This window comes from Campylobacter concisus (assembly GCF_002165785.1).
Classification (GTDB): Bacteria; Campylobacterota; Campylobacteria; order Campylobacterales; family Campylobacteraceae; genus Campylobacter_A; species Campylobacter_A concisus_W.
In genome coordinates this window covers 232,467-258,198 of sequence record NZ_NDYO01000001.1, presented here as the reverse complement: position 1 = coordinate 258,198, position 25,732 = coordinate 232,467, and the positions used below count along the sequence as shown (strand labels likewise).

The following is a 25,732-nucleotide window of genomic DNA, read 5'->3' as shown; positions in this document are numbered from 1 at the left end:
AAATAAGTGCTAAAATCGCCAAAAATCACGAAAGGGATGAAATGGATAGGGTTTTTTTATCTCCACCAAACATGAGTGGAAAAGAGCAGGAATATATAAAAAAAGTATTTGAAAGCAACTATATAGCGCCGCTTGGCGAATATGTCAATAAATTTGAAGAGAGCATTAAAACTTACACCGGCGCTAAAGACGCGCTAGCGCTATCTGCAGGAACGGCGGCGCTTCACCTAGCGCTTCGCGTCCTTGGCGTGAAAGAGGGCGACTTTGTACTGGCTTCTAGCTTTACTTTCATGGCTTCAGTCTCGCCTATACTTTACGAAAAAGCAACTCCAGTTTTTATAGATAGCGACGAGAGCTGGAATTTAAGCCCAGAGCTACTTAAAAAAGCGATATCAAATTTACCTAAAAAGCCAAAGGCATTAGTCGTCACACATCTTTACGGTCAAGCTTCAAAGATGAAAGAAATTTACGAAATTTGCCAAAACGAGGGTATCGCTTTGGTCGAGGATGCAGCTGAAGCACTTGGCGGATTTTACGGTGGCAAGGCGCTTGGTACATTTGGCGTGATGGGTGCATATAGCTTTAATGGCAACAAGATCATCACCACTTCAGGCGGCGGTATGCTAGTTGGAGATAGCGAATTTGTAGAAAAAGCTAGATTTTACAGCACGCAAGCAAGGGAGCCGCTACTTCACTACGAGCACAAGGACTATGGTTACAACTACCGCTTAAGCAACGTTTTGGGCGCTATTGGCGTGGCACAGATGGAAGTTTTAGAAAAAAGAGTCGAGCAAAAGAGAAAAGTATTTGAAATTTATGAAAAAGAGCTTAGCGGTGTTTTAGAATTTATGCCAGAGCTAGCAGATTCTCGTGGCAACAGATGGCTCACAACTGGCGTTTTTACTAAAAAAGATGCGCATTTAAAGGTCATAAAAGCACTAGCTGATCAAAATATCGAGAGTCGACCACTTTGGAAGCCTATGCATATGCAGCCTGTTTTTAAGGGTGCGCTAAGCTTTATTGATGGTTGCAGTGAAGATCTATTTTCAAGAGGAATTTGCTTGCCAAGCGGTAGCGATATGAGTGAGGAGACACAAGCAAGAGTGATAAAAATAGTCAAGGAAAATGCGTAAATGTTTCATGCGACAAAGTTAAAAAGGCTTATATTTTTCCTTATCGGTGATGTTTTTATATTTGCCTTTTCGATATATGCGGCCTATCTTTTAAGATTTAATGCAAATATTCCAGATATCTACATCCAAGGGCTTTTTGTAACGGCAGGATTTTTGATCGTTTTTAAACTTATTTTTCTGTGGATATTTAAAATTTACAAGGTTCCGTGGAGATTTTTTGGATTAAATGAGGCTAGAAAAATTTTCTTAGCTCACGTTTGTTCAGCGGTTTTGTTTACGATCATATTTTTCATAATACAAGACTTCTTTAATCCATACCCAAGAAGCGTTATTTTCATTGATCTTCTAATCTCGTGCCTACTTATTGGACTTTTGAGAATTTCAAAGCGCATGGTGCTTGACTTTTCAAACAAACCTCACAAAGGCGAGCCTTGTGTTGTTATAGGTGCTACCTCAAAAGCACTTCACGTTTTGCGTGGCTTAAAGCAAGGGTATCTTGACTATTACGCAGTTGGTGTGGTGGATGGTAGAAGTGATCTTGTGGGCACTTATTGTGATGGTTTCTTAGTGCAAGATAAAAAAGAGATACCAAATTTGATAAAAGATTACGATGCAAAGACCGCTATCATCGCACTTGCGCTTGATCAAGATGGGCTTCAAGCTCTAGTTGATGAGCTAAGTGGATATGGCATAAGAGATATGAAGCTCTTCTCTCTTATCGAAAATGAGCCGATCAAGGATATCTCGATCGAAGACTTGCTAGCTAGAAAGCCAAAAGACTTAAATCCAGAGGCTATTTCAAATTTTTTAAAAGATAAAAGAGTGCTTGTCACTGGAGCTGGAGGCAGTATAGGAAGTGAAATTTGTAAGCAGTGCTTGAAATTTGGTGTAAGTGAGCTTATAATGGTTGAGCACAGCGAGTTTAACCTTTATAAAATAGGCGAAGATACAAAAGATAAAAGAACTATTAGCAAGCTTGTAAATATCACAAATTTAAAGGATTTTGAAGAAGTTTTTGCTGACTTTAAACCCGAGATTGTTATCCACGCCGCAGCATATAAACACGTGCCGCTTTGTGAGCTAAACCCTCGCTCGGCTGTCGAAAACAATATCCTTGGTACAAAAAATGCTGTCGATCTTTCAAAGAAATATGGTGTTAAAAAATTTGTCATGATCTCATCAGACAAGGCTGTGCGTCCAACAAACATAATGGGTACAACTAAGCGTGTCTGCGAGCTTTACGCACTAAATTCAAACGAAGCAGGTGTATGTGAGATAGTTTGCGTGCGCTTTGGTAACGTCCTTGGCTCAAGTGGCTCAGTTATACCTAAATTTAAAGCACAGATCGCTGCAAATAAGCCACTAAGCGTCACTCACCCAGAGATCACAAGATATTTTATGCTCACATCTGAGGCGTGTCAGCTAGTACTTCAAGCTGCCTCTATTGCAGAAGGTGGCGAGCTTTTTGTGCTTGATATGGGCGAGCCAATCAAGATCGTTGATCTTGCTAAAAAGATGCTGCTTCTTTCAAATAAAGAGCATTTGGGTATCGAATTTGTAGGACTTAGGACGGGCGAGAAGCTTTATGAGGAGCTACTTATTAACAAAGACGATGTTCAAACCAAGTATGAGTCGATCTTTGTGACGCATTCACAGCCATATGATTTGACGCTTTTAAATTCGCAGATAAGTGAGCTTTTACAGCTTGAGGATAATGAGATCGCACCTGCACTTAAAAAGATCGTTCCTGAGTTTAATCATGCACTAAATCTAAAAGGCTAATTAGAGGCAAAGAACAATGATAGCGATAATTGACTATGGGGCTGGAAACATCAAAAGTGTGATAAATGCTTTTGATTTTCTTGACAAAAAATGTGTCTTAGTAAGTAAGCCTGAAAATTTAAAAGAGTATTCACACATTGTTTTGCCAGGCGTTGGAGCTTTTGGTGAGGCGATGACAAAGCTAAAAAATAACGGCATGGATGAAGCCGTAAGAGAAGCCGTAAAAAGCGGCAAAGCTTTTATTGGTATTTGCCTTGGTATGCAGCTTTTATTTGAGCGAAGCTTCGAGTTTGGCGAGTATGAGGGACTTTCTCTTTTGCCCGGTGAGGTTGTAAAATTTAATGAAACTAATTTCGATAAGCCATTAAAAATACCTCACATTGGCTGGAATGCTTTGGAATTTAAGCAAAATAGCCCATTAAATTTAGGACTAAAAAAGCTTGAGTATTTATATTTTGTACACAGCTATCACGTGGTTTGTGATGATAAATTTGCACTGGCAAAGACGACTTATGGATATGAATTTACAAGTGCGGTTTGGCATGAAAATATCTTTGGCTTTCAGCCTCATCCAGAAAAAAGTCATGAAGCTGGACTTAAAATTTTAGAAAATTTTGCGAGGTTGTGATGGAAATTTTCCCAGCGATAGATCTAAAAGAGGGGCAAGCAGTTAGGCTTAGTAAAGGGCTCATGCAAAGCGCTAAAATTTATAGCAGTGAGCCAAGTGAGCTTGCTAAGAGGTTTGAAGGCTACGGCGCAAAATGGCTGCATGTGGTCGATCTTGACGGAGCATTTGCAGGGGAAGCTATAAATTTTAACACGATAGAAAAGATAGTAAAAGCTACAAATTTAAAGGTGCAAGTGGGTGGTGGCATAAGGAATGAAGAGCGTATAAAGCGCTATTTGGACCTTGGAGTTAGCAGAGTGATCCTTGGTTCAGTTGCTCTAAAAGATCCAGAATTTACAGCAAAAATGGCTGGAATTTACAGGGTCGTAGTTGGCATAGATGCTAAAGACGGCTATGTGGCAGTGCAAGGCTGGGGTGAGGTTTCAAGCATAAAAGCAGTCGATCTTGCAAAAAAAATTGCAGATGTGGGTGTAGAAGCTGTGATTTGCACCGATATTAACAAAGATGGAATGCTTAGCGGAGTTAATGTTGATTTTAGTTTGCAAATAGCTAGAAGCAGCAAGCTTGAGACCATAGCAAGTGGCGGTGTGAGCGATATAAACGACATTTTGGCACTAAAAGAGACAAATGAGATAGCTGGCGTGATCGTTGGTAAAGCTTACTATGAGGGACGACTTGATTTAAAAGATGCTTTCAAACAAGTTGGCTAGCGTTAAAGCTTTTATAAATTTTAATTAGCTAGAATAGGGCAATTTTTACTAAAAGGATATTATGTGAAGATTTTGGTTGTAGACGACAGCTCAACAATGAGAAGGATCATAAAAAATACTTTGCAAAGGTTAGGACATCAAGAAATTCTCGAGGCTGAGCATGGGCTTGAAGCTTGGAATATCTTGACGCAAAACGAGGGTATTGAGGTTCTTATTACTGACTGGAACATGCCTGAGATGAATGGCCTTGAGCTTGTTAAAAAAGTAAGGGCTGAGCAAAAATATGTTGATATGCCTATCATAATGGTAACAACAGAGGGCGGAAAAGCCGAGGTTATAACAGCTTTAAAAGCAGGTGTTAATAACTACATCGTTAAACCTTTTACGCCACAAGTTTTAAAAGAAAAGCTTGAAGACGTTCTTGGTTAATGAAAGATAAATTTTACGAATTAAGCATAACAACATCTAACTTTTATGATGAAATTTTAGAGTTAGTTTTTTCTTTTGGGGTCACCTGTGTAGAAGAGCTAGATCATGAGATCATCATCAGGGAAGAGTATGATCTAAAAGATATAGCTTGGGGTATCGAAGAGTATGCAAAAGGGTTCTCTAGCGTTCGTAAAATTCCAAATGATTTAAAAATTTCTCTTAATTTAAAAGAAAATAAAGACTGGCTAGGCGAATATAAAAAGGCAGTTAAGCCTATTTTGGTTGATAAAATTTATATTAGACCTAGCTGGGAAGAGCCACTTAATGGCGTAACAAATATCATAATCGACCCAGCGCTAGCCTTTGGCTCAGGCCATCATGAAAGCACAAATTCTTGCTTGCAACTCTTACAAAAGTATGCAAAAAGTGGCGATAGCGCTTTAGATGTGGGATGTGGAAGTGGGATATTAAGCATAGCTTTATCAAAGCTTGGCTGCAAGGTCGATGCCTGCGATACAGACGAGCAGGCCACACAAAGCTCGCTTAGCAATGCCGAGTTAAATGAGGTTAAATTTAATAAAATTTGGACAGGTTCTATCGCAAATTTAGAGCAAAAATATGATATCGTCGTAGCAAATATCATTGCTGATGTCATTTTTATGCTCTCAAATGACTTGAAAAAATCGCTTAAAAAAGGCGGCTACTTGGTATTGTCAGGAATTTTAAATAAGTACGAAGATAGGATTAAAGATACATTTAAGGATTTGGAGCTAATTGAGATAAAACAAAGTAACGATTGGAGTAGCTTTGTTTATAAGGAAATAGATGAATAACCAAAATAATAACCAAAACAATGGCAACAATAACGGCTTTTTTAATAAAAATCCTATTTTCATTTTTGCCATTTTTGCAATAGTTATAGTTTTAGCTTTTAGAAGCTTTAGTGGAGACGGACTTGGTGGCTCTTTTGGGCTAAATAGTAATGCTCAGAGTAAAATGGTAGCTTATTCTGAGTTTAAAGATATGTTAAAAAATAAGCAACTAAATGAGGTTGCTATCTCAGAAACTACCATAAAAGGCATAGGTAGTGACAAAACTATCTATCTTGCAAAACGTATAAATGATCCAACGCTCATTGGCATACTTGAGCAAAACGGCATAACTTATAGCGTTTATAGCGAAAATAACTGGTTTGGTGATCTTATATTTTCATGGATCATCCCGGTATTTATATTTTTTGCTATTTGGATGTTTATTGCTAGTCGTATGCAAAAGAATATTGGCGGCGGCATACTTGGCATAGGAAGTGCAAAAAAACTTATAAATTCTGAAAAACCAAAAGTTAAATTTGACGATGTCGCAGGCGTTGAAGAGGCAAAAGAAGAGGTTCAAGAAATAGTTGATTATCTAAAAAGTCCTGATAAATATCTAAGACTTGGGGCAAAAATTCCAAAAGGAATTTTGCTAGTTGGCCCTCCAGGCACAGGTAAAACGCTTCTTGCAAGAGCAGTTGCGGGTGAGGCTAGTGTGCCATTTTTCTCTATGTCAGCATCAAGCTTTATAGAGATGTTTGTCGGTGTTGGAGCAAGTAGAGTTAGAGATCTTTTTGAAAATGCTAAAAAAGAGGCTCCAGCGATCGTTTTTATAGATGAAATTGATGCGATCGGTAAAAGTAGAAATTCTGGTCCGATGGGTGGCAACGACGAGAGAGAGCAAACGCTAAATCAGCTTCTTTCTGAGATGGACGGCTTTGACGCGGACAAGTCGCCAGTCATCGTTATAGCGGCTACAAATAGACCTGAAGTTTTAGATGCTGCGCTTTTAAGGCCAGGTAGATTTGACAGGCAAGTGCTTGTTGATAAGCCTGATTTTAAAGGACGCTGCGACATTTTAAAAGTTCATATGAAAGATGTAAAGATTGGCAAAGATGTAAATATCGAAGATATTGCAAGGCTTACGACTGGTTTAGCTGGTGCTGATCTTGAAAATATCATAAATGAGGCAGCACTTCTTGCAGGACGTAAGTCAAAGACCTTTGTCGAGCAGGCCGATCTTGTGGAGGCTGTTGAGAGATCGATTGCTGGACTTGAGAAAAAGTCTCGCCGCGTAAATCCAAAAGAAAAAAGAATCGTCACTTATCATGAGTGCGGTCATGCCTTGATAGCTGAGCTAACAAAAGGTGCAAAAAGGGTAACAAAAGTCTCAGTCGTACCACGTGGTCTTGCGGCACTTGGCTATACTTTAAATACACCTGAAGAGAATAAATTTATGATGCAAAAGCATGAGCTGATAGCAGAAGTAGATGTACTTTTGGCTGGTAGAGCTGCTGAAGAGGTGTTTATTAAAGAAATTTCAACTGGAGCTAGCAACGACCTAGAGCGCGCGACCGATATCATAAAAGCTATGGTTAGTATGTATGGCATGAGCGATGTTGCTGGTCTTATGGTGCTTGAAAAGCAACGTGCTACGTTTTTAAATGGTGGTCAAAGTATCAAAGATTACAGTGATAAGATGGCTGAAAAGGTTGATGAGTTTGTAAAAACGCTTCTTCATGAAAGATACACGGCTGTACTTGGTTTGCTTGAAATTTATAAAGGTGCTATTGAAAATATGGTATCAGCACTTTATGAAGAAGAAACAATCGAAGGAAAAAGAGTTAGAGAGATCATTAAAAACTACGAGATCGAAAATAGTCTAGAGAGCAGACTCGTAGATACTGAAGAAGATGAAAAGAGTAAAAAAGAGGAATAAAAATGAGTGGCTATATCGCGAAAGCAGGATATAAATTTATATTATTTTTTCTAATTTTATTTGTTTTATCTTTGCTGTTTGGGATCTTGCCACTTTTTTTTGCTATTTTACTTTTTTTGGGACTTTATTTTTTTAGAGATCCTGAGAGAGAGCCATTTTCTGATGATAAATTGGCTTTACTATCGCCGATTGATGGCAAGATAAAAGAGATTAGTGCTTCAAATTTTGATAATAATGAAGTAGCTAAGATCGTCATAAAAAAATCTTTTTTTGATGTTGGTACATTAAGGGCTGTAAGTGATGTAAAAGTAGCTGAAATACGAAAAAGACATGGCTTATTCTTATGCCAAGCTATGAAAATTTCAGAATTTTTAAATGAAAGAGCTATTATTCGCTTTGAAAAAGAAAATATAAAATTTGTTATGAAAATTATAGCTGGAGCTTTCAGTCGAAGTTTAGAAATTTCAAATGTTACTAGCCTAAAAGCATCTAGAAAATTTGGTTTTTTAGGAAGTGGTGAGGTGATTTTATACTTGCCAAGAGATACTAAGATATGTGTAAGCGTTGGAGAAAGCGTAAAGGCTGCTTCACTTTTGGGATATTTTGAAGAGGGAAAAAGAGATGAATAACATACAAAAGATGCAACTAATGTATATCTTGCCAAATTTATTTACAGCAGCTAGTGCTTTTTTGGGTGTTATTAGTATTATTTCATCTATTCAAGGCAACTATTTTAAAGCCATTATTTATATAATCTTATCGCTTATTTTAGATGGACTTGATGGGCGTGTGGCTAGACTTACAAAGACAACTAGTAAATTTGGGGTAGAGTTTGATAGTCTTGCAGATCTTGTTGCTTTTGGTGTAGCGCCAGCGATTTTATTTTATTTGACTATTGGTAAAAATTTTGGCAGATTTGGAGCACTTATAGCTGCTATGTTTGTGGTTTTTGGAGCTATCAGGCTTGCTCGTTTTAATGTCACTACTGGCACATATGAGCCAAATGTTTTTATCGGACTTCCTATTCCATCAGCAGCTATTGTGAGCGTGCTTTGGGTTGGTATTTATATCGACTATACTTTTTTAGAAGGATTTGAGTGGTGCTTGATGCTACTTGAAGCTACTTTGGCAGCTTTAATGGTTAGCAACATTCGCTATCCAAGCTTTAAAAAAATAAATTTAAAACAAACTCACGTGATAAGAATTTTAGTAGCTCTTGTAGTTGCGTTTTCGATGCTTTATCTATATCCATTTGAAAGTGCGACTTTGGTTATGAGCATCTATATGCTTTATGGCATAGTAAGAGCTACTATAATGTTTAGTAAAAATTCCAAAAAAAAGGAGAGCGAATGAGCGAAAATGGCGTCATAAAATCACGTAAATTTTTACCAAAAATCGAAATCAAAAACTCTCTACTGCTGCTACTTAGGTAGCAAATTTCTCTTTACTTAACTCATCAAATTTAAAATTTAAATATAAAAAACAAAAAAGGACAAAAATGGATAAGAATAAAATTATAATCTTTGATACGACTTTAAGAGATGGTGAGCAAAGCCCTGGTGCATCGATGAACACAGCTGAAAAACTACAGATCGCACTTCAGCTTGAAAGGCTTGGCGTGGATGTTATGGAGGCTGGATTTGCAGCAGCAAGCCCAGGGGACTTTGATGCGGTAAATCAAATAGCAAAGCAAGCCTCAAATATCACGGTTTGCTCTCTTGCACGTGCAGTTGAGCGTGATATCAAGGCAGCTGGCGAGGCATTGGCTCCAGCTAAAAATAAGAGAATTCATACATTTATAGCGACAAGCCCAATTCATATGGAGTACAAGCTAAAAATGAGCCCAGATGAAGTAATAAAACGTGCAGTCGAGTCTATAAAATACGCAAAAACTTTTTGCGATGATGTAGAGTTTAGCTGCGAGGACGCTTGTAGAAGTGAAATGAGCTTTTTAAAAGAAATTTGTGATGCTGCCATAAATGCGGGTGCAAAAACCTTAAATATCCCTGATACGGTTGGTTATTTATATCCTGAAGAGATAACTGCTCGCATTAGTGAAATAGTAAAATTTGTAGGCGATAGAGCGATAATATCTGTGCATAATCACAATGACTTAGGCATGGCTACGGCAAACTCGTTAGCGGCTATAAAAGCTGGTGCAAGGCAGGTCGAAGGTACGATAAATGGCATAGGTGAGCGTGCTGGAAATGCTGCGCTTGAAGAGATCGTGATGGCTATCAAAACCCGCCAAGACGTCTTTGCTCCACTTTATACAGACATTATCTCAAAAGAAATTTATCCAACTTCAAGACTGATCGCTAGTATTATAGGCATTGAGCCTCAACCAAACAAAGCTATCGTTGGTAAAAACGCATTTGCTCATGAGAGTGGCATACATCAAGACGGCGTGCTAAAACACAAAGAGACCTATGAGATAATTAGCGCCGAGAGCATAGGCCTTGAAAAAAATTCTCTTGTTTTAGGTAAGCATAGTGGTCGCCACGCGTTTAAAGATAAGCTTGCTAGCCTTGGATTTGACCTTGATAGTGATGCTCTTAATAAGGCATTTGAAAAATTTAAAGAGCTAGCTGATAAGAAAAAAGAGATATTTGATGACGATATTAGGGCTCTTGTGGCTGAAGAGATTACAAAAATTCCACAAGCTTATGAGATCACGGCTCTTCTTCAAAGTAGCGGCGGAAGCCTTGCAAGCGCTTCAATTAGTATAAAACACAATGATGAGATCATCAGTGACTCAGCTCTAGGAAATGGTACCGCTGATGCGATATTTAAGGTAGTTGATCGCATCAGTGGCATTAGTGGCACGCTAAAAGACTATAAAGTGGCATCCGTTTCTCAAGGTAAAGACGCACTTGCAAAGGTTGATGTAAAGGTTGAGTTTGAGGGCAAAACGGCTGTAATAGGCCATGGACTTGACATAGATACTATGATGGCAAGCGCAAAAGCCTATGTTGGCGCACTAAATAGCTACATTCGCATACATAAAAACTAAAATTTTAGCTGGCTGCTAAATTTACAGCTGGCTGATTTGAATTTAATCCGAAAACTATATAAATTTTTAAAATTCAAAGTCTTTATTTAAAAAATAGAATTTTACTATCTTTACAAATTTTAAAATCTTACTCACTCACCTTAGCAGACTACTAAATTTATAGCCGCAAAATGCCAGCTCTAATTTGAAATTTTGCTTGGAGAGTAAATTTTTGACTTACTGCCCAACTATCTTTTTAACAGCTAGTGAAGCTAAATTTAGTCCAAAGCAAGCAGTTACACCCATGAAGCTTCCAAGTGGCTTGCAAAGTGGCTCTTCTGTCGAAAAGACCACGTCAAATTTACCGCTAAAGCCTGATTTTTTGAGCTCATATCTATATTTTCTAGCTAGCGGATCGACCGATGTTTTCCATACACTAGCCACCTTTATCTTGGTTGGATCAACCCTTTTTGCCCCACCCATCGAGGCTATAAATTTGCTAGGACCTACCGCATTTGCAAGGGCGATCTTAGCAGTGATATCATCGATCGCATCGATCACCACGTCAAATTTACTAAAGTCAAATCCAGCGACAAACTCAGGCGTGATCAGCGTCTGCATAGGCGTGATGCAAGGATAAATTTTGGCAAACTCCTCTACCTTTACGTCGCCTACATTTTCGCTGTAAATTTGGCGATTTTGATTTGTCACGTCAAAGATGTCTTTATCGATTAGAGTGATGCTTCCGACCCCGCTTCTAGCAAGTGCATCTACGCACATCCCACCAACACCTCCGGCTCCGCAAACTAGCACTTTCGCACTTTGAAGCTTACTAAAACCATCCTCGCCAAAGAGCCATCTTATCCTTGTAAATCTATCATTTTGCATCAAATTTCCCCTTTAGGCTCTCCAAGCTCTCATATGAAGTCATATTTAGTTTTATGGGCGTTATTGTGGCAAAGCCCTCATTTACCTTGCTGATATCACTTGGCTCGCCTTTTTCGTATTCAAGCGCAGCGTTTCCAAGCCAGTAGTACTCGATGCCTCTTGGGTTGCGATTAAGCGTGGCATGCGTTGCATAGGTACGTTTGCCAGCTGGTACGACGGAGTAGCCTTTGAAATTTTTGCTTGTTACGGCTGGGATATTTATATTTAGAAATTCTCTTTGATTTAGCGAAATTTTGCCCTCTAGCACCTTTGGCACGATAAATTTCACCACCTCTTTTGCTAGATTAAAGCCAAGTTCATTTAATGAATTATTTGCATAAAACTGCGAAAAAGCAATACTTTTAATGCCCTGCAAAACCCCCTCCATGGCAGCTCCACACGTGCCAGAGTAGGTGATATCTTCGCCCAAATTTGCTCCATGATTTATACCACTTATCACAAGGTCTGGCTTTTTGTTATAAAGTGCGTGCAGTGCGAGATAGACGCAGTCGCTTGGTGTGGCATCATCGAGTTTAAAAAAGTTATCATCAAGTTTTATAAATCTAAGTGGTCTTGTGAGCGTCAAAGAGTGAGCGCAGGCTGATTTTTCAGAGCTTGGAGCTACGATCGTGACATTCACGCCATCTAGCTCGCTTAAAGCTTCTTTTAAAGCAAGCAGTCCAGTCGCCTCAAATCCATCGTCATTTGTTATCAAAATTTCTTTCAAATTTTATCCTTTAGAGGCTTGGATTTTATCACAGCTTTCTTAAAAATTTAAAGAATTTTTGCGTATAATGTCCCTAAAAAAAGACCTGATGAAAGTGTGTAAATGAAAATTTTAGTCTCCGCTCTTGAGCCATCGGCAAATTTGCATTTGAAAGAAATTTTGAAAAATTTTGAGGGTGAATTTGAGCTAATGGGAATTTTTAGCGAAGAGCTTGGCACGCCATATATGAAAAGTAGCGAGTTTTCAGCGATGGGTTTTGTCGAGGTTTTGCCGCTCATTTTTAAAGCAAAAAAGGCAGTGAAAGTGATGAGCCAGATGGCAAAAGAGGCTGATGCGGTGCTGCTAATCGACAGTCCAGCCTTTAACCTGCCGCTTGCAAAGGCGATAAAAGAGGCTGGTGCAAAAGCAGCTGTGACATACTACATCTTACCTCAAGTTTGGGCGTGGAAGCCAAAAAGGGTAAGCGTAGTGGAGAGGTATTGTGACAACCTAGCTTCGATCCTGCCATTTGATGCGAAATTTTATAGCCGATCGACCTATGTGGGACATCCTTTGATGGATGAGATAAAGCTTAAGAAAACTAGCCTAAGTAGCAGCGGTAAAGTGGCGTTTTTGCCAGGCTCAAGAAGGTCAGAGATTTCAAGGCTGATGCCAGTTTATAGAGAGCTTGCTAAAAAGATAGAGGCAAAAAGGTTGCTTGTCGTGCCACCATTTTTGCTTGATAAAGTGGGCGAAATTTATGGCGATGTGAGCGATTTTGATATCGTCTCAAACACGCCTGAAGCTTTGTATGAGAGTGATTTTGCCTTTGTTTGCTCTGGCACTGCTACGCTTGAAGCAGCACTCATTGGTACGCCATTTGTGCTAGCATATAAGGCAAAAGCGATAGATGTTTTCATCGCTAGAAAATTTGTAAAGATCAAGCACGCGGGACTTGCAAATATAATGTTTGACTTCATGGGTAAAGAGCCGCTTCATGAAGAATTTATCCAAGAGTTTGCAACGGCTGAAAATTTGCTAAGAGCCTACAAGAACTGCGATAGGCAAAAATTTTTAAAAGGCTGTGACGAATTGAGAGAGTATTTGTCGCATGGCAGCAGTAAAAATGTAGTAAAAATTTTAAAGAATATGGAGTAAAAAATGAGTGAACCAATGACAATATATGGATATGAAAAGATAGAAGCTGAGTTAAAAGACCTAAGGCTGGTGCAACGCCCTCAAATCGTAACTGAGATAGATATCGCAAGAAGTCACGGTGATCTAAAAGAAAATGCTGAGTATCACGCAGCAAAAGAGAAGCAAGCCTTTATAGACGCTAGGATCGCTGAGCTTAGCGCACTTTTGGCAAATGCCGAAGTGATCGACCCAAGTAGCTACGAGCACGATAGAGTTAGGTTTGGCTCAAGTGTTACGATAATGGACGAGGAAACCGAAATAGAGCATACATATACGATAGTTGGCATTAGTGAAAGCGACATCGACAAAGGCTATATCTCGATAAACTCACCTCTTGCAAAGCAGCTTTTGGGCAAGGCTGAGGGTGATGAAGTGGTGCTAAATTTACCAAAAGGCAGAAGCGACGTTGAGATCGTAAAAATTTGCTATAAGCCTATAAAATTTGACTAAAAAGATAAGGCAAAGAGCCAGAAATTGCTTTTTGGCTCTGCTAATTTTTAATTAAGGCAAAATTTGAGCAGATATCTATATACCCCCGTTATAAAAGAGGGTGCGATCTTTTTAGCAGATGCCCATGAAAACGTAAACCGAAATGGCTTTTTAAAATTTTTAAGAGCCATTGATAGCGGGGAGATCAAAGAGCCGCCACAGATTTTCTTGCTTGGCGATATGTTTGATTTTTTAACTGGTGAAGGCGAATATACAAGAGAATTTTACGCCGAGCACTTAAGCCTTATAAATAAAATTTCACAAAAGGTAGAAATTTTTTACTTCGAGGGCAACCACGATTTTAGACTTTCAAATTTATTTAATAAAACAAGAGAAATTTGGGATGGGCACGAGATGCTGCGCTATAAAAGCATTAGGGTTTATGATATTTATGATCAGCCAGCAAATTTTAAGACGATCAATGAAGAGCGCGTCCAGATCGCACATGGCGATATATTTTTACCTTTTGTAGATAAATATGCACTTAGATTTTTGCGTCTTAGATGGTTTTTAAAATTTATGAATGCTTTGGATAAATTTTTAAATTTTAAAATATCAAAAGCGATACTAGCCAAACTTACTAAGAAAAATTTAGACTATAAAATTCCTAATTTTAAGGAGTTGATGAGTAAGCATTTGCAGGGATATGAGGCTAATATCGTGGTAGAAGGACACTATCATCAAGGTGAGAAATTTAACATTTACGATAAGTTTTATATAAATTTACCTTGTTTTGCATGTGAGCAAAGTTATTTTGTTGTAGAATACGCCCAGCAAAAATTAAATTTGCTCAAAATGAGTTTGAAAGGACATTGATGTTTGGAGATAACGTACTAAAAACGGACTCAAACGAGATGGAACTTGTTGATTTTCGTATCTTTAAAAAGACCGAAAACAAAGTATATGAAGGAATATACGGAGTCAATGTCGCAAAGGTGCGGGAGATCATTAAGATGCCAAATCTTACAGAGCTTCCTGGCGTTCCCGAGTATATCGAGGGAATTTTTGATTTAAGGGGTGTAGTGATCCCTGTCATAAATTTGGCAAGATGGATGAATATTATCGAGCCAACCGAAGGCGTAGTTATAAAACCACGTGTTATTATTGCTGAGTTTAGTGGTATTTTGATCGGTTTTATCGTCCATGAGGCAAAAAGGATCAGGCGTATAAGCTGGAAAGATATCGAGCCTGCAAATTTTGCTTCAGGTTCTGGCGCTTTAGATAAAGGCAAAATAACAGGCGTGACAAGAATAGAAAATGATGAAGTTTTGCTTATTCTTGATCTTGAAAGTATTGTTGAAGAGCTTGGAATTTACTCACCAAAGATCGAATTTGATGTAACAGACGATCAAAAATTAAAAGGTGCTGCTTTGGTTTTAGATGATAGCTCGACTGCTAGAAAACTAGTAAAAGACGCACTTGAAAAAATGGGACTTAGCGTGGTTGAGGCTAAAAATGGCGTTGAGGGCTTGGAGAGAATGGAAGAGCTTTATCAAAGATACGGAGACAACCTATCAAAAGAGCTTAGAGTTATCTTAAGTGATATCGAAATGCCACAGATGGATGGATACCGCTTTGCTTCAACTCTTAAAAACGATGAAAGATTTAAAGAGGTTCCAATAGTATTTAACTCCTCATTGAGTAATGATTTTAGCGAAATCAAGAGCAAAGAAGCTGGTGGTGCTGCGTATCTTACTAAATTTGATGCGAGTATATTTTATCAAGAAGTGCTAAAAGTTATTGAAGCACATTCTAAATCTGCAAAATGAGGTGAAACATGGATGATATGAAAGAAATAATGGAAGACTTTTTAATAGAAGCTTTCGAACTTATTGAGCAGATAGATCATGACCTTGTTGAGCTTGAGTCAAACCCTGAAGATTTGGAATTACTAAATAGAATTTTCCGTGTTGCTCACACAGTAAAAGGTAGTTCAAGCTTTTTAAATTTTGATGTTTTAACAGAGCTTACTCACCATATGGAGGATGTTTTAAATAAAGCTAGAAAAGGCGAGCTAAAGATCACTCCGGACATTATGGACGTAGTTCTTGAGTCAGTTGATATGATGAAAGGCTTGTTAAGTAGCATTAGAGATCATGGAAATGATACAGCTGCTGGCATTGATATTAAAAACATTTGTGCAAGACTTACTCAAATTTCTGAAGGTGAGGCCCCAGCAGCAGCTCCTGAAGCTCCTATCACACCAGTAGCTGAGCCAGTACCAGAGCCGGCACAAGAGCCAGAACCAGCTGCACCTACCGAAGAAGCACCAGAGATAAGTGATGCTGAACTTTCAAAGCTAAGCGACTCTGAAGTAGAAGCTGAGATAGAGAGACTTTTAAAAGTTAGGAAAGCTGAAGATAAGGCTAGACGTGCTTCAAAAGGCATAGCTCCAAAATCTCCTAGCGAGATAGCTCCAGCTGCAAGCAGCACTTCAGCTCCAGCTGCAAAAGTAGAGAGTAAAGAAAAAGACGGAGATAAAAAGGTCCCAGCAGCAAGCAGTGGTGCAGTGGCTCAGGAACAAACTATACGTGTTGAGGTAAAAAGGCTTGACCACTTAATGAACTTAATTGGCGAGCTTGTTCTTGGTAAAAACCGCTTATTAAAAATTTATGATGACGTGGAAGAGAGATACGAGGGAGAGAAATTCCTTGAAGAGCTAAATCAAGTAGTTTCAAGCCTAAGTCTAGTTACGACTGATATTCAGCTTGCGGTTATGAAGACAAGAATGCTTCCAATAGCAAAAGTCTTTAATAAATTCCCACGTATGATACGCGATCTTAGCCGCGATCTTGGTAAGCAAATTGATCTTGAAATTTCAGGTGAAGAGACGGAGCTTGATAAGTCAATCGTAGAAGAGATCGGCGATCCACTAGTTCACATCATCAGAAATTCATGCGATCACGGTATCGAGGATCCTGAGACAAGAAAGGCAGCAGGTAAGCCTGAAAAAGGCCTTGTTCAGCTAAAAGCTTATAATGAAGGCAATCACATCGTTGTTGAGATAGTTGATGATGGTAAGGGTCTAGATGCGGATATGCTTAAATCTAAATCGATAGAAAAAGGCATCATCACTGAGCGCGAAGCTGATGCGATGAGCGAGAAAGAGGCATTTGGACTTATCTTTAGACCAGGATTTTCAACTGCGGCAAAGGTTACAAACGTATCTGGTCGTGGTGTTGGTATGGACGTTGTTAAGACAAATATTGAAAAGCTAAATGGTATCATTGATATTGAAAGTGAAGTTGGAAAAGGCACAGTTATGAAGCTTAAAATTCCGCTCACACTTGCGATTATTCAGTCACTACTTGTTGGAACGCAAGAAGAATTTTACGCTATTCCACTTGCTAGTGTTCTTGAAACTGTTCGTGTGCCGATTGATGATATCTACACGATCGATGGCAAAAATGTACTAAGGCTAAGAGATGAAGTTTTATCTCTTGTTAGACTTTCTGACGTATTTGGTGTAGAAAAAGCTTTTGATGGTGGAGATCAAACTTATGTCGTAATAATCGGTGTTGCTGAAGCAAAACTAGGTATTATCGTCGATACTTTGGTTGGACAAGAAGAGATTGTTATTAAATCAATGGGCGATTATCTACAAAATATCCCAGGTATTGCTGGTGCTACTATTAGAGGTGATGGTCGTGTGACATTGATTATCGATGTTGGTGCTATGATGGAGATGGCAAAAGATATCAAGGTAGACATTAGGGCCGAAATAGAAGATAGCACAAAAGCAAAGGAAAAACCAAGCGATTATAAAGTCTTGATAGTTGATGACTCAAAAATGGATAGAACTATCATGCAAAAAGCGCTTGAACCAACTGGGGTAACGATAATAGAAGCCACAAACGGTGTTGAGGCACTAAATATCGTAAAATCCGGAGAGCACTCTTTTGATGCGATTTTGATAGATATTGAGATGCCAAGAATGGATGGATATACTCTAGCTGGCGAAATTAGAAAATACTCTAAGTATAGAAATTTACCACTTATTGCTGTTACATCAAGGACTTCAAAAACAGATAGATTACGTGGCGTAGAAGTTGGAATGACTGAGTATATTACAAAACCATATTCAGCCGAGTACCTAGAAAATGTCGTTAGAAAGAATATAAAATTAGCTTAGGGGTAAGGGATGAACAATAAACTAAATCAAGTTTTAAGCAAACAAAAACAGCAAATAAATGGTCCTGAGTTAAAAAATAATGAGGATATAGTTCAGCTAGTAGGATTTGTTGTCGGTGAGGAAGAGTACGCAATACCTATTTTAAATATCCAAGAAATAATCAAACCTATTGAATATACACGTGTTCCTAGTGTGCCTGATTACGTTCTTGGCGTGTTTAACCTACGTGGAAATGTTATTCCGCTTATTGATTTGCGTAAGCGTTTTTCACTAAATGTCACAAAACAAAGCCCAAGCACAAGATATATCGTTATGAAAGATGCGGATAATATCGCTGGCTTTGTGATAGACCGCTTGACGGAGGCTATTAGAATAGACCGCAATAGGATCGATCCGCCACCAGAGACTTTAGTAAAAGACAAAGGCATGATTTATGGTATCGGAAAGCGCGACCAAAATATCCTTACGATCTTAAAGGTCGAAAGTCTTTTGAAACGTGATTTTTAGGGTATAGCTTGATAAAACTTTGTGTTTTTGATTTTGACTCTACAATAATGGACGGCGAGACGATAGATATTCTCGCCGCCGCTAATAATGCTAGTGAAGAAGTAGCTAATATAACTAAGCGTTCGATGAACGGTGAGCTTGATTTTTTTGAAAGTCTTACAAAAAGAGTAAAATTTTTAAAAGGATTGCCACTTTTAAAAGTAAATGAAATTTGCAAAAATTTACCCATAATGCCAGGAGCTGGCGAGCTAATAGAAACTTTAAAGCAAAAAGGTATCAAAGTTGTGGTTTTTAGCGGTGGATTTCATAATGCAACCGATGTAATGCAAAAAAAGCTTAATTTTGATGCAAATTTTGCAAATATCTTGCATCATAAAGATGGAATTTTAAGTGGTGAAGTTGGCGGAGAAATGATGTTTGGTAGTTCAAAGGGAGATATGATTGACCGCTTGTGTGGACTATTAAATTTAGGCAAGGACGAGATAATGTGTGTTGGGGACGGGGCCAATGACATATCGATGTTTAGAAAGTGCGACCTTAGCATTGCATTTTGTGCAAAAGATATCTTAAAAAAAGAAGCGACACATTGTGTTGATGTTAAAGACTTGCGTGAAATTTTAAAATTTATAAGGTAGAAATTAATGTATGACAACGAAGCTAAATTCTCTCTTTGGTGTGATTTTATAGAGAGAAATTTTTTACAAAGCGAATTTAACTCTTTATTGGAAAATAATGTTATAAACGGCGCTACAAGTAACCCAGCTATTTTTAAAACAGCGTTTGCTTCACCTGCTTATAAAAAGATAATAGAAACTAGCAATAAACGCCACCCAAAAGATCTTTATGAAATTTTGGCTACTCAAGATATAAAAATCGCTGCATGTAAAATGCTAAAAAACTACGCAAATGGCGATGATGGCTTTGTTAGCATCGAGGTTGATCCAAATTTAAGTGACGATACAGTCGCAACGATAGAAGAAGGTATCAGGCTTCATAATCTAATATCAATGCCAAATGTTATGATAAAAATTCCAGCTACAAAAGATGGCTATGAGGCGATGAGTGCGCTTATGACAAGGGGAATTAGTGTAAATGCTACGCTTATATTCTCACCAGATCAGGCTAAAAACTGCCTTGAAGCATTTAAAGAAGGCAGTAAGGCTTATGCAAGTCGCTTTATAGATACTACTATGCCAAAAGGTGTGATAAGTGTTTTTGTAAGTAGATTTGATAGAAAGCTTGATGAGGTTATGGCTGCAAAGAGCTTGCCAACGGGACAAATTGGCATAATGAATGCTGCGAATATATACCACCTGATTGAAGATTTTGGACTAGAAAATGTAAGAACACTTTTTGCAAGCACAGGCGTAAAAGGTGGTGGTTTAAGAGGGGATTATTACGTTAGAGAGCTAATGTATAAAAATTCTATAAATACAGCACCTATCGAAACGATAAAAGAATTTATAAAAGAAAAAGCAGAGGCAAAAAATGTGCCTAGTAAAGAAAATATCTCAAGCTTTTTTCAGATTATAAAAAATAACGAGATGGATATAAATGTCGTTTATAAAGATTTATTAAGCGACGGTTTAAAGCAGTTTGTATCAGCATTTGATGATATTATGAAGTCACTTTAGACAAAGAAGCCCAAGCTAATACATAAACAGCAAAAGTGGTCATTCTTAAACAAGCTTTATCTGAAATTTATAAAGCATTGGATAAAATCAGCACCTATTTTTTATGAAAGGAAAACGATGTTAGAAGGAATCGTTAGAGAGAGTATCGGTAAAAAGTCCGCAAAGGCTTTGAGAAGAGATGGTTATCTAATCGCCAACATTTATGGCAAGGGATTAGAGAATGTTGCAGCTGCTTTTAAAGTAAATGACTTTATTAAAGAAGCACGCAAAAAAGAGAGTCTTGCTTTTGATGTAAAAGTAGGCGGAAAAGTTTATAATGTCGTTATTGTTGATTACCAAAGAGATGTTGTTACAAGCGATCTTAAACACGTAGATCTAAAAGTAGCACTTCCAGGCGTTTTATCAAAATATATGATCCCAGTTAAGCCAGTTGGAACACCTATTGGTCTTAAAAATAAGGGCGTTTTGATCCAATCAAAAAGACGTCTTTGCGTAAAATGCACAGCTGAAAATTTACCAAATTTATTTGACGTTGATGTAAGCAAACTTGACATCGACGATACTATTTTGGTTCGTGATATCACAGCTCCTAAAGGCGTTACTATTGTAGACGCTGACCGTGTTGCGGTACTTGGAGTTATTAAAGCTAAATAAAAAGGGCTTTTGTGACACTAATAGCGGGGCTGGGAAATCCTGGCTCCAAATACGAAAACACTAGACATAATATAGGCTTTATGCTTATAGATCTCCTAAAAGACTCAAATTACAAAGATGTTAGCTCAGTCAAATTCCAAGGCGAAGTTTTTAAATTTAACGACATTATCTTGCTAAAACCAACAACCTTTATGAACCTCTCAGGACAAAGTGTAAAAGCGGTAAAAGACTTTTATAAACCAGATAGAATAATTGTAATACACGATGATCTTGATCTTGGTTTTGGTGCGGTTAAATTTAAAAAAGGCGGCAGTAGTGGTGGGCATAACGGCATAAAATCGATCGATGGACTAATAGGCAATGACTACGAAAGGGTGCGTGTTGGCATTGGGCACCTTGGTGATGCTAAAAATTTTGTCCTTGGAGAGTTTAGTGATGAGGAGAAAAAGGCTTTAGATGAAATTTTAGCCTACACAAAACATGCAGTTTGCGAGCTACTAAAGAGCGACATTAACGAAATTTCGCAAAAATTTACGATAAAAAAAGGTCTTATCAAATGAAATTATACGCCAGATATGTTGGCTGGGTCTATATAAAATCTTTTCTTATCGTATTTTTAGCGCTTGAACTATTTTATGTTGGTATCGATCTGCTTACAAATTTAAAAGATCTGCCGCCATCTGCAAACCTTCAGCTTCTTTATGTTGGGCTTACATCGCTTAGTGCTATTGGTTACGTTTTGCCACTTTCGCTCATTTTCGCACTCATTATTTTACATGTAAATATGGTCAGATCTAATGAGCTAATCAGTTTTTATGCGCTTGGCATTAGTAAAAATAACTTAATTTTTCCACCATTTTTTATTGCACTTTTTGTAACTATTCTTTATATTGGCTTAAATTTTACTCCATTTGCCTATGCGCACGACTATCAAAAAAGTATCGCTAAAAATACGGCTTTTTCAAAAAGCACGACTGATTCGTTTTTAAAATTTGAAGGCAAATTTATCTACATAAAGGAGCTAAATTCTGTTAATCAAATAGCAAATGATGTTAGAATTTTTGAGATAAATGGCACAAATTTACTCTCAACTACATTTGCAAATCATGCTAATTTTAAAGACAATGAGTGGATTTTAAAAGATGTTAATCAAACCCTTTTGCCTCAAATTTTAGGGCTTGGTGAGGCTGGTTTTAATAAAATACAAAGTGATAGCTTAGATGCATTAAAAGGCTTTAAGCCAAAGAGTATTGAAAGCGCTGCTAGTGTTGAAAACTCAAAATTTAATATCCCAGATGCGATAAATTTTATAAAGACATTTAAGAATGAAGGCATCGGCCTTGATAGCGCAAAAACAGCTTTTTACAACCTTGCTATCGCACCATTTTTTGCACCATTTTTGTTGCTCATTTTTTACTATCATTTGCCTGTAACTGGTAGGTTTTTTAATCTTGCATTTTCGACTTTTATCTTTGTTGTGATAACTCTTGTCGTTTGGGGGCTGCTCTTTATTCTTGCAAAATTTGCACAAACTTCTGTGATCTTGCCAGAAATCGGCATAGTTTTGCCAGTTATTTTACTTTTTGTATACGCCATTTATCTCATAAAATCGCATCGTTAAGCCAAATTTTGGTAAGCTTTTTGTAAAATCAAGCCATTTTAATAAAGGCTATTTTATGGATTTTAAAGAGCTTGCAAATAGATACAAAACTCCACTTTACATTTATGATTTTAACCACATAAAAAACCGCTATGAAGCACTAAAAAATGCATTTTTTGCTAGAAAATCTCTCATCTGCTATGCGGTGAAAGCAAACTCAAATCTAAGTGTTTTAAAAATTCTAGCTGATCTTGGAGCTGGATTTGATTGTGTTAGCATTGGCGAAGTAAAAAGAGCTCTTTTAGCAGGCGCGAAGAGGTATCAGATCATTTTTAGTGGTGTTGGTAAGAGCGATGATGAGCTAAAAGAGGCTTTAAAAAATGAAATTTTACTCATAAATGTTGAGAGTTTTGCTGAACTTTTAAGGCTTGAAGAGATCGCAAAAGATCTAGGCTTAAAGGCAAGAATTAGTATCAGGGTAAATCCAGGCGTTGATGCAAAAACTCACCCTTACATTTCAACAGGGCTAAATGAAAATAAATTTGGCGTTGATGCTGAAACAGCCAAAAGAATGTACATCCACGCTAAAGCTTCAGACTCTCTTGAACCAACTGGTATACATTTTCATATCGGCTCGCAGCTAACATCACTTAGCCCGATAATCGATGCTGCAAATATTGTTAGCGAGCTTTTAAGAGAGCTAAGAGCGCTTGAAATTGATATCAAATTCTTTGACGTTGGCGGCGGACTTGGCATCATCTATAACGACGAAAAAGAGATAAATTTATACGACTACGCACAAGGAATTTTAGGCGCACTAAAAGGTCAAGATGTGACCATCGTATGCGAGCCAGGACGCTTTATTGTGGGTAATGCTGGCTACTTTGTTGCAAGCGTTTTATATGAAAAATTTAACGGCAAAAAGAGATTTGTCATCACTGATGGTGCGATGAATGATCTTATTAGGCCAAGTCTTTATGGTGCTTATCATGAAATTTTTGTTTGTGGCAAGGATAAAAATTTAGGCACTTGTGACGTGGTCGGTCCAGTTTGTGAAAGCGGTGATTTTTTGGCAAAAGATATAGAGTTGCCAGAGTGTGAGAGCGGAGATATTATCGTGGTAAAAGGTGCTGGAGCTTATGGTTTTAGCATGAGCTCAAACTACAACACAAGAAACAGAGCTGCTGAAGTTTGCGTGCTTGATGGCAAAGATAGGCTTATAAGAAGACGTGAGAGCTTTGAAGATGTCGTGGCACTTGAGAGAGAATTTTTGGAGAGCGCTGATGCAAGAGCTAAATGAGCTTAGAAAAGAGATCGATGCAATCGATGATCTCATCTTAAATAAACTAAATGAAAGGATGATTTTAGTTGAGCAAATCGGCAAGCTAAAACAAACTAGTGGGACGCCTATATATCGTCCTGAGCGTGAGCGAGCCATCATAAACCGACTAACTAGTCTTAGCAAAGACAAAGCTTTAAATAAAGCTGCTATTGAAGCCATTTATCTTGAAATTTTTGCTGTAAGTAGAAATTTAGAGATGCCTCAAAAGATCGTCTACCTAGGGCCTGAAGGCACTTACACGCATCAGGCGGCTCAGAGTAGATTTGGTGCGATGAGTTCATATTTGCCACTTGCAACCATCGAGGCGGTTTTTACAAAGCTAGCTCAAAAAGAGGCGAAATATGGCGTTGTGCCTATTGAAAATAATACCGAAGGCGCTGTTGGCGCTACGCTTGATTGTTTGAGTAAATTTAGTGATATAAAAATAGTTGCTGAGCTTTATGTGGATATCCATCACAGCTTTGTTAGCATAAATGAAAATTTAAAAGAGATAAAGCGAATTTATTCACATCCGCAAGGGTATAATCAATGCCGTAAATTTCTAGAAGATCATATGCTAAATGAAATTGAATTTGTTCCAGCAAAATCAACCGCAGCAGCTGCATATATGGCATCAATGGATAGAAATTCAGCTGCCATTTGCTCAAAGATCGCAGCAAAAATTTATAACGTACCGATCGTTTATGAGACGATTGAAGACAATATGGCAAATAGAACGAGATTTTTGATTTTAAGCGATTTTAAAAATGCAAGAGTTGAAAACTCAAAAACTTCGATCCTAGCAAAGACTGATCACAGTCCAGGACGTCTTGCTGATCTGCTTTCTATCTTTAAAAATGAAAATATCAATATCACAAAACTTGAGTCACGCCCTATTAAGCAACGCGAGTTTAAATCGATGTTTTATCTTGATTTTGAAGGGCATATCGACGATGAGAAGGTACAAAATGCCTTTGAATTAGCAAAAGAGAGCGGTGCTGAGATAAGCTGGTTAGGAAGTTATTTAAACGGAGAAGAGTAATGAAGTTTAATGATTTTTTAGATGATTTAGTTAATTACGAGGCTGGAAAGCCGATCGAGCTTGTGGTTAGAGAGTTTGGCATCGAGGCAAAAGATGTGATAAAACTAGCTAGTAACGAAAACCCTTTTGGCACGAGCAAACGCGTAGAGGAGGCGCTAAAAGAGGTCGCTAAAAAAGCGCATCTCTATCCAGACGATAGCTACTTTGAGTTAAAAGAAGGGTTGGCTAAGAAATTTGGCGTAACTAGCAAAAATTTGATCATCGGCTCTGGAAGTGATCAGATCATAGAGTATGCACTCCACGCAAAGGCAAATAAGCAAAGTGGCGTTTTGATGGCTGGCGTGACATTTGCGATGTATGAAATTTATGCAAAACAAACTGGGGCTAAAATTTACCGCACAAAGAGTGTGGAGCATAATTTGAGCGAGTTTTTAGAAATTTATAATGCACATAAAGATGAAATTTCAGTAATCTTTCTTTGCTTGCCAAACAATCCTTTGGGCGAGTGTTTGGATACAGATGAGGTCTTTAAATTTATAAAAAGCGTTGATGAAAACACGCTTATTGTGCTTGATTGTGCTTACAATGAATTTGCTAAATTTAAAGATAGCAAAAAAGAGATAAGGCCAAGCGAGGTGGTAAAATTTAAAAATGCCATATATCTTGGAACATTTTCTAAAGCTTATGCGCTTGGTGGTATGCGCGTGGGATACGGCGTGGCAAATGAAGAGATCATACGCGCTCTCTCAAAGCTAAGAGCTCCATTTAACATCACAACTCCAAGCCTAAGAGCGGCGATAGTAGCACTTGGAGATGATGAGTTTGTGCAGCAAACCATGCAAAATAACTTCGAGCAGATGAAGAGATATGAAGAATTTGCAAAGCAAAATGGCATAGAATTTATCCCAAGCTACACAAATTTCATCACATTTAAATTTAGCGAGCCAAAATCAAGCCAGATATGCGAAAAGATGTTAAAAAAAGGTATAATTTTGCGAGATCTAAAAAGCTACGGCCTAAATGCAATAAGAATTACTATTGGACTTGGGTGGCAAAATGATAGAGTTTTTGAAGAATTAAAGCAGATTTTAAAGTAGG

The 25,732-nt window shown here is 37.9% G+C and carries 26 protein-coding genes; 24 read left to right on the top strand and 2 right to left on the bottom strand.

Going from position 1 to position 25,732, the window contains the following annotated elements:
- The first annotated feature begins 41 nt into the window (after positions 1-41).
- The 10 genes from pglE to B9N62_RS01235 all read left to right on the top strand — a co-directional run bounded on the left by pglE (position 42) and on the right by B9N62_RS01235 (position 10,446).
- Positions 42-1,133 (top strand): UDP-N-acetylbacillosamine transaminase, encoded by a 1,092-nt coding sequence (pglE, locus tag B9N62_RS01280; RefSeq protein WP_087584020.1) that lies wholly within the window; start codon positions 42-44, stop codon positions 1,131-1,133.
- Positions 1,134-2,915 (top strand): UDP-N-acetylglucosamine 4,6-dehydratase (configuration-retaining), encoded by a 1,782-nt coding sequence (pglF, locus tag B9N62_RS01275; RefSeq protein WP_087584019.1) that lies wholly within the window; start codon positions 1,134-1,136, stop codon positions 2,913-2,915.
- Between the two features lie 16 nt (positions 2,916-2,931).
- Positions 2,932-3,543 (top strand): imidazole glycerol phosphate synthase subunit HisH, encoded by a 612-nt coding sequence (hisH, locus tag B9N62_RS01270; protein WP_087584018.1) that lies wholly within the window; start codon positions 2,932-2,934, stop codon positions 3,541-3,543.
- Positions 3,543-4,253, top strand: coding sequence for a 1-(5-phosphoribosyl)-5-[(5-phosphoribosylamino)methylideneamino]imidazole-4-carboxamide isomerase (gene hisA, locus B9N62_RS01265; protein WP_087584017.1), 711 nt, complete (start codon positions 3,543-3,545; stop codon positions 4,251-4,253). The genes hisH and hisA overlap by 1 nt, the downstream gene beginning before the upstream one ends.
- A 63-nt stretch (positions 4,254-4,316) precedes the next feature.
- Entirely contained in the window at positions 4,317-4,682 is a 366-nt protein-coding gene (locus tag B9N62_RS01260) for a chemotaxis response regulator CheY (RefSeq protein WP_002939933.1), read from the top strand.
- Positions 4,682-5,515, top strand: coding sequence for a 50S ribosomal protein L11 methyltransferase (locus B9N62_RS01255; protein WP_087584016.1), 834 nt, complete (start codon positions 4,682-4,684; stop codon positions 5,513-5,515). The genes B9N62_RS01260 and B9N62_RS01255 overlap by 1 nt, the downstream gene beginning before the upstream one ends.
- Complete coding sequence (gene ftsH / locus B9N62_RS01250) at positions 5,508-7,433, top strand: ATP-dependent zinc metalloprotease FtsH (RefSeq protein ID WP_087584015.1); 1,926 nt, start codon at positions 5,508-5,510, stop codon at positions 7,431-7,433. The genes B9N62_RS01255 and ftsH overlap by 8 nt, the downstream gene beginning before the upstream one ends.
- Positions 7,434-7,435: 2 nt before the next feature.
- Positions 7,436-8,062, top strand: coding sequence for a phosphatidylserine decarboxylase (locus B9N62_RS01245; protein ID WP_087580248.1), 627 nt, complete (start codon positions 7,436-7,438; stop codon positions 8,060-8,062).
- The gene (gene pssA / locus B9N62_RS01240; RefSeq protein WP_021091822.1) at positions 8,055-8,786 is read left to right on the top strand and encodes a CDP-diacylglycerol--serine O-phosphatidyltransferase; all 732 of its coding nucleotides are present in this window, start codon (positions 8,055-8,057) and stop codon (positions 8,784-8,786) included. Before B9N62_RS01245 ends, pssA begins: the two co-directional genes overlap by 8 nt.
- A gap of 145 nt (positions 8,787-8,931) precedes the next feature.
- The gene (locus B9N62_RS01235; protein WP_072594434.1) at positions 8,932-10,446 is read left to right on the top strand and encodes a 2-isopropylmalate synthase; all 1,515 of its coding nucleotides are present in this window, start codon (positions 8,932-8,934) and stop codon (positions 10,444-10,446) included.
- 216 nt (positions 10,447-10,662) lie between these two features.
- Here B9N62_RS01235 and B9N62_RS01230 read toward each other — a convergent pair whose 3' ends face one another.
- Together B9N62_RS01230 and surE are read right to left on the bottom strand one after the other, a co-directional pair.
- Complete coding sequence (locus B9N62_RS01230) at positions 10,663-11,313, bottom strand: tRNA threonylcarbamoyladenosine dehydratase (RefSeq protein ID WP_087584014.1); 651 nt, start codon at positions 11,311-11,313, stop codon at positions 10,663-10,665.
- Entirely contained in the window at positions 11,303-12,079 is a 777-nt protein-coding gene (gene surE, locus B9N62_RS01225; protein WP_087584013.1) for a 5'/3'-nucleotidase SurE, read from the bottom strand. The genes B9N62_RS01230 and surE overlap by 11 nt, the downstream gene beginning before the upstream one ends.
- Before the next feature lie 102 nt (positions 12,080-12,181).
- Here surE and lpxB point away from each other — a divergent pair, with 102 nt between their 5' ends.
- From lpxB to hisC, 14 genes are all read left to right on the top strand, one after another.
- Positions 12,182-13,216, top strand: a complete 1,035-nt coding sequence (gene lpxB, locus B9N62_RS01220; protein ID WP_087584012.1) for a lipid-A-disaccharide synthase — start codon at positions 12,182-12,184, stop codon at positions 13,214-13,216.
- 3 nt (positions 13,217-13,219) lie between these two features.
- Positions 13,220-13,705: a transcription elongation factor GreA gene (gene greA / locus B9N62_RS01215; RefSeq protein WP_087584011.1), complete on the top strand. Its 486-nt coding sequence runs from the start codon at positions 13,220-13,222 to the stop codon at positions 13,703-13,705.
- A gap of 63 nt (positions 13,706-13,768) precedes the next feature.
- Positions 13,769-14,560 (top strand): UDP-2,3-diacylglucosamine diphosphatase, encoded by a 792-nt coding sequence (locus B9N62_RS01210; protein ID WP_087584010.1) that lies wholly within the window; start codon positions 13,769-13,771, stop codon positions 14,558-14,560.
- Positions 14,560-15,513: a chemotaxis protein gene (locus tag B9N62_RS01205; protein WP_087584009.1), complete on the top strand. Its 954-nt coding sequence runs from the start codon at positions 14,560-14,562 to the stop codon at positions 15,511-15,513. Before B9N62_RS01210 ends, B9N62_RS01205 begins: the two co-directional genes overlap by 1 nt.
- 8 nt (positions 15,514-15,521) lie before the next feature.
- A complete protein-coding gene (locus B9N62_RS01200) occupies positions 15,522-17,876 on the top strand; it encodes a hybrid sensor histidine kinase/response regulator (protein ID WP_087584008.1) in 2,355 nt (784 codons plus the stop codon).
- A 9-nt stretch (positions 17,877-17,885) separates the two neighbouring features.
- Positions 17,886-18,383, top strand: a complete 498-nt coding sequence (locus B9N62_RS01195) for a chemotaxis protein CheW (RefSeq protein ID WP_085658145.1) — start codon at positions 17,886-17,888, stop codon at positions 18,381-18,383.
- A gap of 8 nt (positions 18,384-18,391) precedes the next feature.
- The gene (gene serB / locus B9N62_RS01190) at positions 18,392-19,018 is read left to right on the top strand and encodes a phosphoserine phosphatase SerB (protein ID WP_087584007.1); all 627 of its coding nucleotides are present in this window, start codon (positions 18,392-18,394) and stop codon (positions 19,016-19,018) included.
- Positions 19,019-19,024: 6 nt separating this feature from the next.
- A complete protein-coding gene (locus B9N62_RS01185) occupies positions 19,025-20,017 on the top strand; it encodes a transaldolase (RefSeq protein WP_087584006.1) in 993 nt (330 codons plus the stop codon).
- Between the two features lie 117 nt (positions 20,018-20,134).
- Positions 20,135-20,671 (top strand): 50S ribosomal protein L25/general stress protein Ctc, encoded by a 537-nt coding sequence (locus tag B9N62_RS01180; RefSeq protein WP_087584005.1) that lies wholly within the window; start codon positions 20,135-20,137, stop codon positions 20,669-20,671.
- A gap of 11 nt (positions 20,672-20,682) precedes the next feature.
- On the top strand, positions 20,683-21,231 hold the full coding sequence (pth, locus tag B9N62_RS01175; protein ID WP_087584004.1) for an aminoacyl-tRNA hydrolase: 549 nt from the start codon (positions 20,683-20,685) through the stop codon (positions 21,229-21,231).
- Positions 21,228-22,292: an LptF/LptG family permease gene (locus B9N62_RS01170; RefSeq protein WP_087584003.1), complete on the top strand. Its 1,065-nt coding sequence runs from the start codon at positions 21,228-21,230 to the stop codon at positions 22,290-22,292. The genes pth and B9N62_RS01170 overlap by 4 nt, the downstream gene beginning before the upstream one ends.
- A gap of 55 nt (positions 22,293-22,347) precedes the next feature.
- Entirely contained in the window at positions 22,348-23,571 is a 1,224-nt protein-coding gene (gene lysA / locus B9N62_RS01165; RefSeq protein WP_087584002.1) for a diaminopimelate decarboxylase, read from the top strand.
- On the top strand, positions 23,555-24,634 hold the full coding sequence (pheA, locus tag B9N62_RS01160; protein WP_084042224.1) for a prephenate dehydratase: 1,080 nt from the start codon (positions 23,555-23,557) through the stop codon (positions 24,632-24,634). The genes lysA and pheA overlap by 17 nt, the downstream gene beginning before the upstream one ends.
- The gene (hisC, locus tag B9N62_RS01155) at positions 24,634-25,731 is read left to right on the top strand and encodes a histidinol-phosphate transaminase (protein ID WP_087584001.1); all 1,098 of its coding nucleotides are present in this window, start codon (positions 24,634-24,636) and stop codon (positions 25,729-25,731) included. The genes pheA and hisC overlap by 1 nt, the downstream gene beginning before the upstream one ends.
- The last annotated feature ends 1 nt before the right edge of the window (position 25,732 follow it).

What these genes read in the sequence shown, in the direction of transcription:
- hisC (WP_087584001.1), top strand. Translation starts at nt 24,634, where the DNA reads ATGAAGTTTAATGATTTTTTAGATGATTTAGTTAATTACGAGGCTGGA.
- B9N62_RS01255 (WP_087584016.1), top strand. Translation starts at nt 4,682, where the DNA reads ATGAAAGATAAATTTTACGAATTAAGCATAACAACATCTAACTTTTAT.
- hisH (WP_087584018.1), top strand. Translation starts at nt 2,932, where the DNA reads ATGATAGCGATAATTGACTATGGGGCTGGAAACATCAAAAGTGTGATA.
- B9N62_RS01185 (WP_087584006.1), top strand. Translation starts at nt 19,025, where the DNA reads ATGTATGACAACGAAGCTAAATTCTCTCTTTGGTGTGATTTTATAGAG.
- greA (WP_087584011.1), top strand. Translation starts at nt 13,220, where the DNA reads ATGAGTGAACCAATGACAATATATGGATATGAAAAGATAGAAGCTGAG.
- pheA (WP_084042224.1), top strand. Translation starts at nt 23,555, where the DNA reads ATGCAAGAGCTAAATGAGCTTAGAAAAGAGATCGATGCAATCGATGAT.
- B9N62_RS01245 (WP_087580248.1), top strand. Translation starts at nt 7,436, where the DNA reads ATGAGTGGCTATATCGCGAAAGCAGGATATAAATTTATATTATTTTTT.
- ftsH (WP_087584015.1), top strand. Translation starts at nt 5,508, where the DNA reads ATGAATAACCAAAATAATAACCAAAACAATGGCAACAATAACGGCTTT.
- B9N62_RS01170 (WP_087584003.1), top strand. Translation starts at nt 21,228, where the DNA reads ATGAAATTATACGCCAGATATGTTGGCTGGGTCTATATAAAATCTTTT.
- B9N62_RS01195 (WP_085658145.1), top strand. Translation starts at nt 17,886, where the DNA reads ATGAACAATAAACTAAATCAAGTTTTAAGCAAACAAAAACAGCAAATA.
- lysA (WP_087584002.1), top strand. Translation starts at nt 22,348, where the DNA reads ATGGATTTTAAAGAGCTTGCAAATAGATACAAAACTCCACTTTACATT.
- B9N62_RS01205 (WP_087584009.1), top strand. Translation starts at nt 14,560, where the DNA reads ATGTTTGGAGATAACGTACTAAAAACGGACTCAAACGAGATGGAACTT.
- pglF (WP_087584019.1), top strand. Translation starts at nt 1,134, where the DNA reads ATGTTTCATGCGACAAAGTTAAAAAGGCTTATATTTTTCCTTATCGGT.
- hisA (WP_087584017.1), top strand. Translation starts at nt 3,543, where the DNA reads ATGGAAATTTTCCCAGCGATAGATCTAAAAGAGGGGCAAGCAGTTAGG.
- B9N62_RS01230 (WP_087584014.1), bottom strand. Translation starts at nt 11,313, where the DNA reads ATGCAAAATGATAGATTTACAAGGATAAGATGGCTCTTTGGCGAGGAT.
- B9N62_RS01180 (WP_087584005.1), top strand. Translation starts at nt 20,135, where the DNA reads ATGTTAGAAGGAATCGTTAGAGAGAGTATCGGTAAAAAGTCCGCAAAG.
- pssA (WP_021091822.1), top strand. Translation starts at nt 8,055, where the DNA reads ATGAATAACATACAAAAGATGCAACTAATGTATATCTTGCCAAATTTA.
- lpxB (WP_087584012.1), top strand. Translation starts at nt 12,182, where the DNA reads ATGAAAATTTTAGTCTCCGCTCTTGAGCCATCGGCAAATTTGCATTTG.
- B9N62_RS01235 (WP_072594434.1), top strand. Translation starts at nt 8,932, where the DNA reads ATGGATAAGAATAAAATTATAATCTTTGATACGACTTTAAGAGATGGT.
- B9N62_RS01200 (WP_087584008.1), top strand. Translation starts at nt 15,522, where the DNA reads ATGGATGATATGAAAGAAATAATGGAAGACTTTTTAATAGAAGCTTTC.
- pglE (WP_087584020.1), top strand. Translation starts at nt 42, where the DNA reads ATGGATAGGGTTTTTTTATCTCCACCAAACATGAGTGGAAAAGAGCAG.